At 72.7% G+C, this 13850-nt stretch carries 13 protein-coding genes; 4 read left to right on the forward strand and 9 right to left on the reverse strand.

What is annotated here, in order from left to right; genetic code table 11:
• Nucleotides 1–33: 33 nt before the first annotated feature.
• The 4 genes from ACWDS7_RS03300 to ACWDS7_RS03315 all read right to left on the reverse strand — a co-directional run bounded on the left by ACWDS7_RS03300 (nt 34) and on the right by ACWDS7_RS03315 (nt 3891).
• On the reverse strand, nt 34–447 hold the full coding sequence (locus tag ACWDS7_RS03300; protein ID WP_306873748.1) for a peptidase inhibitor family I36 protein: 414 nt from the start codon (nt 445–447) through the stop codon (nt 34–36).
• A gap of 164 nt (nt 448–611) precedes the next feature.
• Nucleotides 612–1388: an ABC transporter permease gene (locus tag ACWDS7_RS03305; protein WP_451927907.1), complete on the reverse strand. Its 777-nt coding sequence runs from the start codon at nt 1386–1388 to the stop codon at nt 612–614.
• Nucleotides 1385–2962 carry an ABC transporter permease subunit gene (locus ACWDS7_RS03310; RefSeq protein WP_451927908.1) on the reverse strand — a complete coding sequence of 526 codons (1578 nt, stop codon included), beginning with the start codon at nt 2960–2962 and terminating at the stop codon, nt 1385–1387. The genes ACWDS7_RS03305 and ACWDS7_RS03310 overlap by 4 nt, the downstream gene beginning before the upstream one ends.
• A complete protein-coding gene (locus ACWDS7_RS03315) occupies nt 2959–3891 on the reverse strand; it encodes an ATP-binding cassette domain-containing protein (RefSeq protein WP_451927909.1) in 933 nt (310 codons plus the stop codon). Before ACWDS7_RS03315 ends, ACWDS7_RS03310 begins: the two co-directional genes overlap by 4 nt.
• A gap of 135 nt (nt 3892–4026) precedes the next feature.
• Here ACWDS7_RS03315 and ACWDS7_RS03320 point away from each other — a divergent pair, with 135 nt between their 5' ends.
• Entirely contained in the window at nt 4027–5310 is a 1284-nt protein-coding gene (locus ACWDS7_RS03320) for a sensor histidine kinase (protein ID WP_451927910.1), read from the forward strand.
• The gene (locus ACWDS7_RS03325; protein ID WP_306873736.1) at nt 5307–5996 is read left to right on the forward strand and encodes a response regulator; all 690 of its coding nucleotides are present in this window, start codon (nt 5307–5309) and stop codon (nt 5994–5996) included. Before ACWDS7_RS03320 ends, ACWDS7_RS03325 begins: the two co-directional genes overlap by 4 nt.
• Before the next feature lie 263 nt (nt 5997–6259).
• On the opposite strand, the gene ACWDS7_RS03330 is transcribed toward ACWDS7_RS03325, so the two are convergent.
• Nucleotides 6260–6862 (reverse strand): TetR/AcrR family transcriptional regulator, encoded by a 603-nt coding sequence (locus ACWDS7_RS03330; RefSeq protein ID WP_451927911.1) that lies wholly within the window; start codon nt 6860–6862, stop codon nt 6260–6262.
• Nucleotides 6863–6962: 100 nt separating this feature from the next.
• On the opposite strand from ACWDS7_RS03330, the gene ACWDS7_RS03335 reads away from it, so the two are divergent.
• Nucleotides 6963–7913 carry an NAD-dependent epimerase/dehydratase family protein gene (locus ACWDS7_RS03335; RefSeq protein ID WP_306873731.1) on the forward strand — a complete coding sequence of 317 codons (951 nt, stop codon included), beginning with the start codon at nt 6963–6965 and terminating at the stop codon, nt 7911–7913.
• A 100-nt stretch (nt 7914–8013) separates the two neighbouring features.
• Here the strand turns inward: ACWDS7_RS03335 and ACWDS7_RS03340 are convergent, their stop codons facing one another.
• The 3 genes from ACWDS7_RS03340 to ACWDS7_RS03350 all read right to left on the reverse strand — a co-directional run bounded on the left by ACWDS7_RS03340 (nt 8014) and on the right by ACWDS7_RS03350 (nt 11399).
• Entirely contained in the window at nt 8014–9486 is a 1473-nt protein-coding gene (locus tag ACWDS7_RS03340; RefSeq protein WP_451927912.1) for a serine hydrolase domain-containing protein, read from the reverse strand.
• A gap of 78 nt (nt 9487–9564) precedes the next feature.
• Entirely contained in the window at nt 9565–10227 is a 663-nt protein-coding gene (locus tag ACWDS7_RS03345) for a response regulator (protein WP_451927913.1), read from the reverse strand.
• Entirely contained in the window at nt 10224–11399 is a 1176-nt protein-coding gene (locus ACWDS7_RS03350) for a histidine kinase (protein ID WP_451927914.1), read from the reverse strand. The genes ACWDS7_RS03345 and ACWDS7_RS03350 overlap by 4 nt, the downstream gene beginning before the upstream one ends.
• Nucleotides 11400–11731: 332 nt before the next feature.
• Between ACWDS7_RS03350 and ACWDS7_RS03355 the strand changes: the two genes are divergently transcribed.
• On the forward strand, nt 11732–12652 hold the full coding sequence (locus ACWDS7_RS03355) for an aminoglycoside phosphotransferase family protein (protein ID WP_451927915.1): 921 nt from the start codon (nt 11732–11734) through the stop codon (nt 12650–12652).
• A gap of 122 nt (nt 12653–12774) precedes the next feature.
• Here the strand turns inward: ACWDS7_RS03355 and ACWDS7_RS03360 are convergent, their stop codons facing one another.
• On the reverse strand, nt 12775–13593 hold the full coding sequence (locus ACWDS7_RS03360; protein ID WP_451927916.1) for an MOSC domain-containing protein: 819 nt from the start codon (nt 13591–13593) through the stop codon (nt 12775–12777).
• Nucleotides 13594–13850 lie beyond the last annotated feature (257 nt).

The raw sequence follows: 13850 nt of genomic DNA on the forward strand, positions 1-13850 counted from the left end.
GAATCTGGGGCCGGCCCGGCCGGCGGGTCTCCGTCAGCCGTGCGAGTCGGCCCGCGAACCCGAGAAGGTGTAGCAGGACGGGCCGTTCGGGCCGCCGATCCGGACGGAATTGAAGAAGTCGCGGTAGGTGGTGAAGAAATTGCCCTTCCCGCCGGGGGTGGTCAGGGCCGAGCAGCCGCCGTAGTCGGCTTCGGAGTAAAGGTGAATGTAGGAATCTGTGCGGTTCCAGTCCGACTTGGCCCGGCCGGCCATGTTGAGTGCGGCGAGATCCGGCGTATCGCTCTGGATCCCGATCATGTCGCCCGTGCCGTCGAGGCCGGAGAACAGGCAGTAGTGGTCGTCAGGGCATCTGTTGTAGCCATCGGCCGCCTGGGCGGGAACGCTTGCCAGGGTGGCCAGCGTGACGGCCGCGATCGGTAGTGCCAGCATCTGAAGCTTCTTACCCAATGTTCCTCCATTGGTGAAACTTTCTTTCGATGACCGGACAAACATACATGTTTCGATCTTGCCGAGGAAGGGGCGATCACCTCCGACTTCGACGCCGCGCCGACGCCCTCGCGCTCCACGGCGCCCCGGCCGGATCGGCCGGGGCGCCGCCGGGGAGGCGCCGCTCACGCGTCGCGCAGCCGTAGCAGCACCCCGCCGCCCAGCAGCGCCGCGGCGGTCCAGGCGGCGAGCACGCCGAGGCCCGCCCACGGGCTGAGGGGCAGATCGGACAGACCGGTGGTCGCCTGGATGGCGAGTCCCGCGTTCATCGGCGAGATCCGCCACAGGAGCAGCTGCCAGTCCGGGTCGTCGATCACGAAGGGGAGCACCGAGAGGACGTAGAGCAGGCCGAACACGGTCCCGATGGCCGTTGCCGAGTCCCGCACGACGGTGGCGACGCCGAGGCTGAACAGAGCGATCAGCGCGAGGTAGAGCACCGAACCGGCGGCCGCGCGGAGCGTCGGCCCGTCGGCCAGGGACAGCGGCGGCTGGCCGTGCGCGGCGGTGAAGCCGTTGCCGGGCAGGATGAGCCGGCCGGCCAGCACGGACCCGAGCACGGCGACGGTCCCCGCGGCCGTCGTCAGGCCGGTGAGGACGGCCGCCTTGGCGGCCAGGACGGTGGTCCGGCGCGGCATCGCCGCCAGGGTGGTGCGGATCATGCCGGTGCCGTACTCGCCGCTGACCGCCAGCACGGCCAGGACGGCGACGGCCGCCTGGCCCAGCTGGACCCCGATGAGGCTCAGCTTGGGGACGTCGTAGCCGCATCCCGCCGGCGGGCAGGACACGGTGGCCGCCGCCGCCGCGCTTGCCGCCGTGGTCAGCGCGATGAGGGCGAGCAGCAGCCGGCCGGTGCCCGGCACGGTGCGTAGTTTCGTCCACTCCGCGTGTAGTTGTTGTCTCATGCGTCCCTCCGGCGGAACCGGAAGATAGCCAGGCCGAGGGCGAGCGCGGCGTAGCCGCAGAGCACGGCGAGACCGGCCCACGGCGCCAGCGGGTAGTAGCCGGCCTGCGGCACGTAGTTGCCGAGCACGTGCGAGTACTCGGGAATGCTCTGCTGGATCGCGAACCCGGCGGCCGGGGTGAGCCGCAGCAGCCACTGCGCCACGCCCGCGGGCAGCACGGAGGCGGTCGCGAGGATGTGGGGCAGCACGATCATCGCGATGGCGGCGGTGACCGCCGGGGCGCTGCGCCGGAACAGGGCGCCGAGGGCGAGGGCGAGGACGGCGGCGACGGCGAGCAGCGCCGCGAAACCGGCCACCACGCGCACCTCGGTGAGCGCGCTCACCGGAAGGACGTAGTTGCCGTTGGCGCGCAGGATCCGTGTGCCGATCGCGACCGACGCCGCGGCGGCGGCCAGCCCGGCGACGAACGTCACCGCGGCGACCACGACGGCCTTGGCCGCCAGCGTCCGGCCACGCCGGGGGCCGGCGAGCAGGGTGGTGCGGATCAGGCCCCGCCGGTACTCGGCGGTGATGAACAGCACCGCCACGACGATCACGACGATCAGCCCGGCCAGCGCGCCGGAGAGGGTGTTCTCGATGCTCCGGCCCTCCTCGTCCGGCCCTATGTCGCCGACCCCGGTCACGGTGAACCTGCCGCCGGACTGCTCGGACCCGCCCGGATGGTGGGACGATCCGTCGAGCTCGGTGGTGACTCCGATGTCGTCGCGGCTCCACGCGCCGCCGGATGTCCGGCCCTCCAGGCCGACCTGGTCGAAGACGGCGGTGGCCTCGGCGAAGCGCGCTGCCGCGATGGTCCCGCCGAAGTCGCCCTGGGTCACCGTCAGGTCCCCGGGGGAGGCGGTGAACAGCCCGATGCGCACCGTGGAGGGCAGACCGGCCAGGCGGACCGTGCCGACCCTGGTCCACCGCCTGCCGTCGGCCGATTCGTAGCCGGTGAACGTGTCACCGGAGCGGATCAGCCGCAGCCAGCGCGGGGACCGCGCCGAGACGCCGCCCGGGCGTCCCGCCGTGTCGTGGACGTAGTTGTGCTGCATCCGCACCCCGTGCTCGCCGGTGACCATCACCGCCGCGTACGGGGAGCCCTGCCGGGTGCTCTCCTTGATGATGACCCCGGCCTTCGCCCACGGCACGACCCCGGGGACGACTCTCCTGACCCCCGGCGTGAGGTCGGCCAGCCGGATCTGGCCGGTCATGGAGGTCACGCGGACGGTGATGCCGCCGTCCCCCTCCAACTGCCGGTGCACGAAGTAGAACTTGTCGCTCACCGCCTGGCCGTCCGGTCCCAGCGGGGGAGTGGGGCAGGCGACCTCGACCGGACCCTTGCTGCAGGACGTGTGGCTGCCCGAGGCGGTGAGCAGTCCGAGCAGCACGGTGACCAGCGCCGCGGCCACCATGCCGAGCACCCAGCCGCGGACCGTCCGGAACTTGGTCCACTCCGCGCGCACCAGCTGCGCCATGCCGTCGCGCCCGGCCCGCAGGTCCGAGCGGTAGGGGGTGGTGGTGCCGGCGGTCATCGTGCCGTCTCCTGCTCCGCGGCGGCGCGGAACTCCACCGCGTCCCGGGTCAGCTCCATGTAGGCCTCCTCCAGCGTCGCGCGATGGGCCGCCACCTCGGAGAACGGCACCGCGTTCTGGCCGAGCAGCGCCACGATGCGCTCGGCCGCCAGCCCGGAGACGGTGAGCGCGTCCCGGCCGTTGACGGCCACGGTGGCGCCGGCGCGTGCCAGCACCGCCATCGCCTCCGACCGCGCCGAGGTCCGCAGCGTGACCCGGCCGCGGGACGCGGTCGCGATCAGCTCGGCCACGCCCGTGTCCGCGACGACCCGTCCCCGCCCCACCACCACGAGATGACCGGCGGTGTCCTGCAGTTCGCTCATCAGGTGGCTGGAGACCAGGACGGCGCGACCCTCGGCGGCCAACGACCGCAGGAGACCGCGCATCCACACGATGCCCTCGGGGTCCAGGCCGTTGGTCGGCTCGTCGAGCATGAGCACCGGCGGGTCGCCGAGCAGTGCCGCGGCGATCCCGAGCCGCTGCCGCATGCCCAGGGAGTAGCCGCCCGCCCTGCGCCGGGCCACCGGACCCAGGCCGACCCGCTCGATCACCTCGTCGACCCGCTTCGCGCCCAGGCCCTGGGAGTGGGCCAGCCACAGCAGGTGGTTGCGGGCGGTACGGCTCGGCTGCAGCGCGGCGGCGTCCAGCAGCGCCCCGACATGGCGCAGCGGCCGGCGCAGGCTCCGGTACGGCAGGCCGCCGACCAGCGCGCTGCCCTCGTCGGCCGCGTCCAGGCCCAGGATCACCCGCATGGTGGTGGACTTTCCCGCGCCGTTGGGGCCGACGAAGCCGGTGACCTGCCCCGGCGTCACGGTGAAGGACATCCCGTCCAGGGCCGTGGTCTGGCCGAAGCGCTTGCGCAGCCCGGCGACTTCGATGGTTGCTTGCATGCCAGGCAGATTAGGCAGCGGGCGAGGGCGCGGTCGTCCCGCCATCGAGCCATCTTCGCCGTCGCTGGCGTGGGGGAGGTCCCGTCCCTCACGTGAGGGATGCCGGAACGCCGGACAGCCGGGACAATGGCCTCTGTGAACTCAGCGGACGACCGGCTCGGCGGATGGGCCACCGGATGGCGGCGGATCGCCGCGGCTCCGCACGCGCCCGTCGTGGCCGGCGTGCTGCCGGCGCTGCTCGCGCTGGCCGAGTCGATCGCGCACGCCCGGGGCACACCGGCGGCGCATCCGTTCGGACACGCCGTGAGCCGACCGGTGAGCGAGACGATCGTGCACCTCGGGAGCACGCCTCCGGCCGGTGACACCGGCACCGCGCTGTATCTCGTGGTGTTCGGCCTGCTCGGCCTGGCCACCACGCTGCCGATCGCGCTGCTGTGGGGGCAGCCGGCCGCGGCCGCCGTGGCCGTCTCGGCGTCGGTCGTGCTGTCGCTCACGGCCTTCCAGACGCTGACCGTGGCGGGCCTGGGGGCACAGCTGATCGCCGGGTACCGGATCGGCCGCGGCGGACCGTGGCTGCCGGCCGTACTTCTCGCCGCGCCGTTCCCGCTGCTGGCACTGGCCGGCCCGGCAGGCGGCGAGGTGGGGGTCCTCACCCTGCTGCTGGCCTCTCTGGCGCCGGCGGCGGCCCTGGCCGGGATCGCCCGGCGCGCGCACGGCGAGGCCCTGGAGAACACAGCCGCCCGGCAGGTCATCGCCGACACCCTGCTGGAGCACACCGCGCGCGGCGAGCGCGCCCGCATCGCCCGCGAACTGCACGACGTCGTCGCCCACCACATCTCCATGGTCGCGGTGCAGGCGGAGACGGCCCGGCTGGCCGTGCCCGGGATGCCGGCCGCCGGCGCGGACCGGCTGTCCGCCATAGGCGACACCGCCCGGGCGGCGCTGACCGAGATGCGGCGGCTGCTCGGCGTGCTGCGCGAGGACGCGGCGGCGGACGCGGCCGACCGGCAGCCCCAGCCGGGCCTGCGCCTGGGGGAGCTCAACGAGCTGCTCGACGAGTCACGGGACGCGTCGGGGACGGGCATCCGCCTCATCCTCCACGGCGCGCCGGTCGTGCTCGACCCCGGCGTCGAGCTCGCCGCTTACCGCATCGTCCAGGAAGCTCTCACCAACGCCCGGCGGCACGCGCCGGGCGCCGCCGTCGACGTGGAGCTGCACTACACCGACGACGCCCTGCGGCTGTCCGTCCGCGACAACGGACCCGGCCCGTCCACGCCGGCGCCCGTCGGCGGTCACGGCCTGTCCGGCATGCGAGAGCGCGCCGTGGCCGTCGGCGGCGAGCTGCGCACCGGCCCCGCCGCCGGCGGCGGCTTCCTCGTCGAGGCCCGCCTGCGGGGAAGGGCCGAGGCGGCCGGATGAGCGCTCGGTCCCCGATGGTCCGGATCGTCGTCACCGACGACCATCCGGTGGTCCGCACCGGATTCGCCGAACTGCTCGGCACCCAGCCGGACTTCACCGTCGTCGGCACCGCCTCCGACGGGGCCGAGGCGGTGCGGATCTGCCACGAGCTGTCCCCCGACGTCGTCCTCATGGACGTCCGCATGCCGGGCATGGACGGCATCGAGGCCACCAGGCGGCTCGCCGGCTCCGCGGCCGCCGGTCCGCGCATCCTCATCCTGACGACCTTCGACCTGGACGAATACGTCTACGACGCGCTCCGCGCCGGGGCCAGCGGATTCCTGCTCAAGGACGTCACCGCCGAACGGCTCTTCGACGCGGTCCGCGTCATCGCCGCCGGCGAAGCGCTACTGGCCCCGGCGGTCACCCGCCGCCTCATCAGCGAGTTCGCCCAACTGTCCCGGAGACCCGACACCTCCTCCGCCGCCGCGCTCACCGCCCTCACCCCTCGCGAAACGCAGGTCCTGCGGCTCATCGCCGAGGGCCTGTCCAATCCGGAGATAGCGGGCCGGTTGACGGTCACGGAGGAGACGGTGAAGACGCATGTGAGCCGCGTGCTGAGCAAGCTCGGGCTGCGCGACAGGACGCAGGCGGTCGTCACCGCCTACGAGACAGGACTGGTCGTGCCGGGCTCCCGGACCCGGTGACCCCCGCCGCTCGCGGGCTCGGCGTCCACGGGTCCGGCGCACGCACCGCCGCGTTCGACTCGTCGTCCAGCCGCTGTCGCAGACGGTGCCGTGGCCCTTCACCGGGGCGAACAGGCGCCGTCCTGGTAGGCGTTCCGCGCTCCGGACGTGGGAGACGTTCCGCGCTCCGGGCGTAGGGGAGGGGAGGGGAGTCCGAGCTCGCCTCCATGCGGGGTGGGGCGCACCGGGGCTCCTGCCGTCCGGCGCCGGTGCGGATCCCGAGGTCACGGTGGCGTGGTGCGGTGGCCGCGGAAGGCGGCCTCCAGGGCGATACGCCAGTGGCGGTCGGCCTGATCGCCGTCGGCCAGGGCGCCCCGCAGCTCCAGGCTCGCCAGCCCGTGCACCAGGGCGTTGAAGTGGACCGCGACATCGCAGGGGTCGGACGGGACGAACCGGCCCGTGTCGATGCACCGCGCGACGGCGTGGACCAGGGTGTCGAACGTCCCCTGGATCTGCGCCAAGGCCGCGTCGTCGGGCCGGAAGTCCGCGATGGGGCGTCCGAACATCAACTCGTACAGATGGGGGTTGGCCAGGGCGGAGGCCCGATAGGCGTGTCCGAGTGCCATCAGATCGGCCTCCGGATCGCCGTCGTGAGGCACCGTGGCGAACTCCCGGGCGAGCCGGGCGAACCCCTCCAGGAACATCGCCTGCAGCAGGCCGGCCTTGTCGCCGAAGAGGCTGTACACGGCGGTCGTCGAACTCCCCACCTCCTGGGCCACCCGCCTGGTGCTCAGCGCCTGCGGGCCTTCCTCGGCGAGCAGCCGTCCAGCGGCGTCCAGCAGGTCTCGGCGCAGCTCTTCGTAGTCACGTGTGCGGGGGCGTCCCATTTGACAAGCTTACCGTAACGCTGTTTTATAACGACGTTACGAAATAACTCCTCTTCATGGACGCCGATGCGCCGTAGAGGGAACCACATTGGAGGCCCCCGTGCCCGCTGCGTCCGAACTGCACGTCGTCCTCGGTGGCGGAGGCGCCATCGGTGGCTCCGTGGTGCGCGAGCTGGTCTCCCGCGGGCTCCGCGTCCGCGCGGTCAACCGTAGCGGCCGGGTCCCGGCGCTGCGCGGTGTCGAGGTCCATCAGGGGGACATCACCTCGACCGTCGGCGCCAAGACCGCGTGCGAGGGCGCCGACGTCGTCTACCACTGCGCCACCCCCGCCTACGACCGGTGGACGCAGGAGTTCCCCCGCATGACCGACGCGGTGCGCAAGGGTGCGGCCGCCTCGGGCGCCAAACTGGTCTTCGCCGACAACCTGTACATGTACGGCCCCGTCGGCATGCCCATGACCGAGGACATGCCGTACGCCGCCCGCAATCCCAAGGGCCGCGTCCGGGCGGAGATGGCCGAGGCACTCCTGGCGGCACACCGCTCCGGCGAACTGCGCGTCGCCATCGGCAGGGCGTCCGACTACTACGGTCCCGGCGGTGTCAACACCATCGTCGGCGCGGCGGTGTTCGGTGCCGCGCTCCGCGGGAAGGTCGCCCGCTGGGTCGGGCCGCTCGACCAGCCCCACTCGTTCAGCTACCTGCCCGACATCGCCAGAGGACTCGTGACGCTCGGCGGCGACGCGCGGGCGGACGGCCAGGCCTGGCACCTTCCGGCGGCAGAACCCCTGACGGGCGAGCAGTTCCTCGACCTGGTGTTCGCGGAACTCGGCCGCCCCGGCAGGTCCGCGTCCGTCGGGCGCCTCATGCAGCGCGCCATCGGACTGGTGAATCCCACCGTCCGCGCCCTCGGTGAGACCTGGTACCAGCGCGACCGCCCCTTCGTGACCGACGCCTCGAAGTTCGTGAACACCTTCGGCCCGTCCGGCACCACGTCGCACCCCGACGCCATCGCCGCCACCCTCGACTGGTACCGCGCGGCCGCCACGCCGTGACCGGGACGGCCTCCCGGACTGCTCACGGTGTTGTGGCCCACGGGGGGCCATGTCGATCAGGATGGTGCCGTGGCGGGTGGCGGAGTCGTTCCCGCCCAGGTCAGCTGTCCGCCGTGGCCGGCCGTACCGGTGCGGAGGTCGCCTGACCGGCGCGGCGGTAGCACCAGATGCGACGGCCGAGCGCGACCGCCCCGAGCACGCAGCAGGTGAGGCAGAAGAGCGCCAGCAGCGGCAGCAGCCAGACGGTGACGATCCAGTACTGGACGTTGAACGCCCCCCAGACCGGCGTCGGCAGCACCACGCCCAGCACCGTCACCAGGGCGAGGGGCACGAGCCGCAGGACCAGCCTCGGCCGGCGCGCCGCGCGGCGGCGCGTGGCCCAGCGGCGCGCCCGGACGGCCGCGGTGACCAGCAGGGCGGCCGTCCCCACCGTGAGCACGAGCAGGACCGCGTTCACGACGGTGAGCGGGTTGCTCATCGGCGTCGCCGGCGCCCCGATCCGTTCGGCGAGCAGGTTGGTCGAGAGCAGGCTGGGGTCGCCGACGCTGTTGGTGAGGACGAGGGCGGCCACACCGGTCCTGGGCGAGAAGACCATGTCCCCGGTCCACGTCGCCAGTGTCCCGCCGTGGCCGATCAGCGACGGCGGCGCGCCTGCCGTGACGGGACGGGACTGCCAGCCGAGGGCGTAGTTACCGGCCTTCGGCTGGACGGTGTGCAACTCGGCCAGGGAGCCGGCACTCAGCAGGTCCGCCCCGAGCGTTCCCTGGTTGAACCGCAGCCACCGCACCATGTCGTCCAGGGTCGAGATCACCCCGCCGTTGCCGACGCACATCCCCGGCATCTCCGGCACCGCGACGGCGACCCCGAGTACGACCTCGTACCCGGACGGCAGGCCCTCGGCGCGGTCGGAACACCCCAGCGTCGAGCCGGTGCCGGCCATGCCCAGCGGCGTGAACAGCTCGGTGTGGAGAAAGTCGTCGAAGGACTTCCCCGACACCACTTCGACGATCCGCGCCGCGATCGAGTAGTTGGTGTTGTGGTACTCCGGGCGGGTGCCCGGATCGGCGGCCAGGGTCTTGTCGGCCAGTTTGGCCACGATCTCCCGCGCGCTGCGCGGAGGCGGGAACACGTACTCGTTGTTCGTGCTGTTCGACAGCCCCGAGGTGTGGCTGAGGAGCTGGCGCACGGTGATCCCGGTGAAGCGCGGATCGGCCATCCTGAAGTCGGGCAGGACCTTGATGACCGGGTCGTCCAGGGAGACTCGGTCACGGTCGACCAGCAGCATGATCGCCGCAGCCGTCATCGACTTGCTCATCGACGCGATCCGGAACCGGGTCCGCGCCGTCACCGCGTTGCCGTCCCCGTCCCGGCCGCGGACGATCGTCTCGACCGACGACCCGTCGATCACGGCCGCCGCGACACCCGGCGCACCGTAGACGGAGCGGTAGTCGTCGACCAGCCGTTCGCCGGTGGCATGGGCCGGTGCCGTCCAGCCGAGCAGCACGGCGACGAGCACACCGCCGAGGACGAGGAGGGAGGTCACACGAGGAAAGCGCAGAGGTGGGAGATGCACGACGTCGAACCTAGGCCGGGCGTCACCGGCCGACATCACCCCAAGGGGTGAGACGGCACCACCCGGCAGGATGGAATCTCAGTCAGGCAGATCGTTGCGCCCCACAAGCCCGTTCTCGTACGCGTGGATCACCGCGTGCACGCGGTCGCGCAGGTCCAGTTTCTGCAGGATGGCCCGGACGTGCGACTTCACCGTGTTCTCGCTCAGCACCAGTTCCGCGCAGATCTCGCTGTTGGACCTGCCGCGGGCGAGCAGGCCGAAGATCTCGACCTCGCGTGGGGTGAGGCCGTCCAGGGCCGCCGCCCTCCGCATCGGCACCTGCCGTACGAGATCGAGGATCGTCGCGGCCACCCCCGGGGCCAGCGCCGCCGTCCCGGAGGCGACGTCACACACGGCCTGGGCCAGGGCGGCGGGCCGGACGTCCTTGGTCAGGTAGCCGCTCGCGCCGGCCCGGATGGCGGCCACGACCAGTTCGTCATCATCGAACGTCGTCAGCATGAGCACCCGGGTCGCCGGTGCGATCCTGACGATCTCCGCTGTGGCGGCGACCCCGTCCATGCGCGGCATGCGGATGTCCATCAGCACCACGTCGAGGCGGTGCCGCCGGACGACCTCGATCGCGTCGCCGCCGTTCGCGACGTCGTGGGTGACCTCGATGCGTTCGTCGGCCGACAGCACCGTACGGAGCGAGGCCCGCAGCAACTCCTGATCGTCGACGAGCATGACACGGATCCCGGTCACGCCCCCTCCTTCGTGGGGAGCCGCGCCCGCAGCACCCACCCGTCGTCCCCGTCGTCGATCGACAGGGTGCCACCTGCGGTACGCACACGTTCCTCGATCCCTATCAAGCCGGTCCCCTGACTGCCGACGTCGCGAAGCGCCTTGCCGCCGTCGTCGCGCACCTCCACCACCACCTCGGCCGGGGACCAGCGCAGGCGGACGGTCACCTCGACCGGTGGTTCGAGGTGGCGCAGCGCGTTGGTGATGCCCTCCTGCACGGTCCGGACCGCCGCGACCTCGGCACTCAGGCTCAGCGGCCGTCGCTCGCCCACCTCCGCGAACGTCACCGCATGGAGCGGGCTCGCCGCCGAGGCCACGAGGTCAGGGAGGGCATCGAGCGAGATCGGGACCTTTCCGGGCCGGGAACCGGCGCGCGGCGCCACGGTGGCCGGGCCCAAGGTGGCCAGCATCGCTCGCAGGCCTTGGTGGGCGTCCCGGCCGGCCTCGGCGATGTCGCCGAGTTCGCGGCGGGTCGCCGGATCCGCCGTCGTCACCGCCGCGGCCTCGATCCGCGCGACCATGACGGTGACCGTGTGGGCGATCACGTCGTGCAGGTCGCGGCGGATGCTGGCCCGTTCGTCCGCGACCGCCGCGGCCAGTCGTCCGCTCTCGGCCCGTCGGCCGGCCTCGTGCCTGCGACGTACCAGCAGGGCAGCGAGCCACACACCGCCGACCACGAGCATCAGCAGTCCGCCCTCGACCAGGCGGGTCCACCCAGGGGTGTCAGGGGGCAGCCGGGCCCACTCCACCAGCTCGGTGAGGACGATCCCGAGCGCGGCGACGGCCAACGCGACCACCGAGGACCTGACCGAGACCAGGCTGGTCAGCCGCCACAACGTGAGGGGGAAGCACACGGCCGAGGGCAGCATGTTCGGTGACCAACCCAGGAAGGGCATCGTCACCAGGACGAGCATCGCCAGCGCACCGATCGCGTACCCCACCCACGGCCGTCGACGGGCCACCACCGCTCCCACATGGAGCAGGACGGCGGCACCCGCCGCGGCGAAGATCTGCCACAGGTCCGCGCCGAGGTGCCAGACGCCCGCCAGGATGATCACCGTCAGGAGAGCCAGGACCACGTGCGCCACCACCGTCGTCACCGGCCATGTGCTCCGGCGCTGGGAGGCTGTCACGGTCGTCGCCTTCCGGTGGGCTCGTGGTGGGGAGCCGTGCCTGGCTCGACGTGCCACAGGATAGCCAGCAGCGGGCAGGCCGATTCCGGCGCCCCGCCACGGACCCGCCGGCGAGTCCTCGCCGAGCTGATCAACCCGTGCGCGCAGGAGGAGACCGACCCCGAGCGGCGGCTGACAGCCTGGGAAAGGCCCGAACCCCTGGATCTCCTGGTCTGAGGGCATGGGCGTTCGGGGACACCGTCTGAGCGAGGCCCGGACGCCTGCGCCTTCACGACCCGGTGCCCTCCAGCAGGTGGAGCGGGTCGGCCGCCATCCGGCTACTGTTGCTCCGCATGACGCACACCGAGATCGAGATCAGCGCGGAGCTGGTGCGGGATCTGCTCCGCGACCAGCACCCCGACCTGGCCGATCGCCCGGTGCGGCTCGGCGCGCGGGGCTGGGACAACCAGCTCTGGCGGCTCGGCGACGACCTCGCCGTCCGGTTGCCCTGGGCGACGCAGGACGCGGACGAGCTGTTGCGCAAGGAGCACGCCTGGCTGCCCGTCCTCGCCCCGCGCCTTCCCCTGCCGATCCCCGTCCCGCAGCGCCTCGGCGAGCCCTCCGCGCTGTTCCCGCGCCCCTGGACCGTCACCACCTGGGTGCCGGGCGAGCCCGCCGACCGCGCCCCCGTCACGCGCGGCGCGGAGGCGGCCACCGCCCTGGCCGCCTTCCTGACCGCTCTTCACCGACCCGCCCCCGAAGAGGTGGGCACCGACGGCCGGGGCCGCGGAGGGCCGCTGGCCGGCTCCTCCGAGTGGGTCGCCCAACAGCTCGCCTCGGCCACCGAGCTGGGACTGATCCCCGACCCGGACGCCGTCCGCGCGGTCTGGGACGACGCCGCCGCCGCGCCCGGCTGGGCAGGCCCGGCGCTCTGGCTCCACGGCGACCTGCATCCGGCCAACGTCCTCACCGCGGACGGCACCATCTGCGGCGTGATCGACTTCGGCGACCTGTTCGCCGGCGATCCGGCCGTCGACCTCGCCGCCGCGTGGACTCTGCTGCCGGACGACACCGCCGACCGCTTCCATGCCGCCTACCGGCCGGCCCCGGACGCCGCGACCCTTCGCCGCGCCCGTGGATGGGCCGTGATCCGCGCCCTCGTCGGCCTCCACGTCGGCGACGCCGGTGTCCACGGCCGGCCAGGCGGCAAGGCCACGTGGGGCCCACCCGCCCACGCCGCACTGCGACGCCTCATCGCGACGGCCCGTCACTGATCGTCTCGATTCGGAGCCGGGACCGGGCCCGGTGAGACCGCCTGGCAGGCGGTGTGACGATAGTCCGCCACATGACGTTGGTGTCCGCGTGCGGCGCCCGCGGCCCTGAAGCGCCTGACCGGCTAGCCTGGCCGGACTCCGTCGCCGACTCTCAGCTCGCCGAGGTTCCTGGGCACCAGGCGGATGCCGAACCAGGTCTTTCCGTCCCAGCGGCGGTGTCTGGCCAGGGTTCTCAGGGGTTCCTTGCCGCGCTCCTGAGTGGCCGGGTCCCAGAGGGTGGCGGCGCAGCGGTCGCACAACTCCGAGACGCGGAAGTCGATCTCGCCGATGCGGACCGACGTCCAGGCGTCCTCCGCGAAGGGTTCCGCGCCGTCGATGATGGCGTTGGGCCGGAAGCGGGCGACGTCGAGGGGGTCCGGGGGATGCTCCTGACGTTCCATGGCGCCTTCGGCGATCCAGTCGTCCAGGCGCTGGAGCGAACTCCTGGAGACGAGCAGGAGGGGTGCCTCCCAGATGAAGCTGACGATCTCTCCGGGGAGGCCGCCGTGTTCCTCGGTGACGGTCCGGCGTCCGGTGTCGTCCAGCCAGACGAGGCGGGCGGGCCTGCCGAGCAGGCGGGTGAACCATTCATGGGCGTCGGCGTGGGCGAGCACGGCTCGGTCGAGGTTGGAGAGACCTACCGGGGTCGTGTCGCCTGTGGCCGGGGGGACCTTGAGTTCGCCCATGCCCTTCGCCGACAGGCGGAGGCCGCCTTCGGGGGTTTCCGCGGCCGAAACCGAGAGGAACCGGGGGTGTTCGCCTACCCAGATCACTTCTCCCAGCGGGTCCACCACGGCCCAGCGGCGGTCGCCTTCCAGACCCCAGGGGAGGATCTGGGCGGATGGGCGGGGGATGCCGCTGATGGACTTGATGGGGTAGGTGCGGATCTCCGCTAGTTCCATTGGGCAAGGATAGGGAAAAGCGCTCTCCTAGGATATGGGAGCGTGCCCACGGGGCGTCCGGAGCGGGGTACTGGGCCCCTCCGGGAGGTGCGTTTCGCATGCTCCTCGATGAGGTGGCGGGGTCCGTCCGTCGGAAGCCCTGCAGCGGCTTCCGGTGAAACATTCATCGCGGGTGCCGTCGGAGGACGCGGCTCGGCACCTCCTCCCCAAGCGGGCCCGGCGGCATCGCCCAGGGCCGCCGCCCGCCGGGCGTCGGA

The organism is Streptosporangium sp. NPDC003464, from assembly GCF_053588315.1.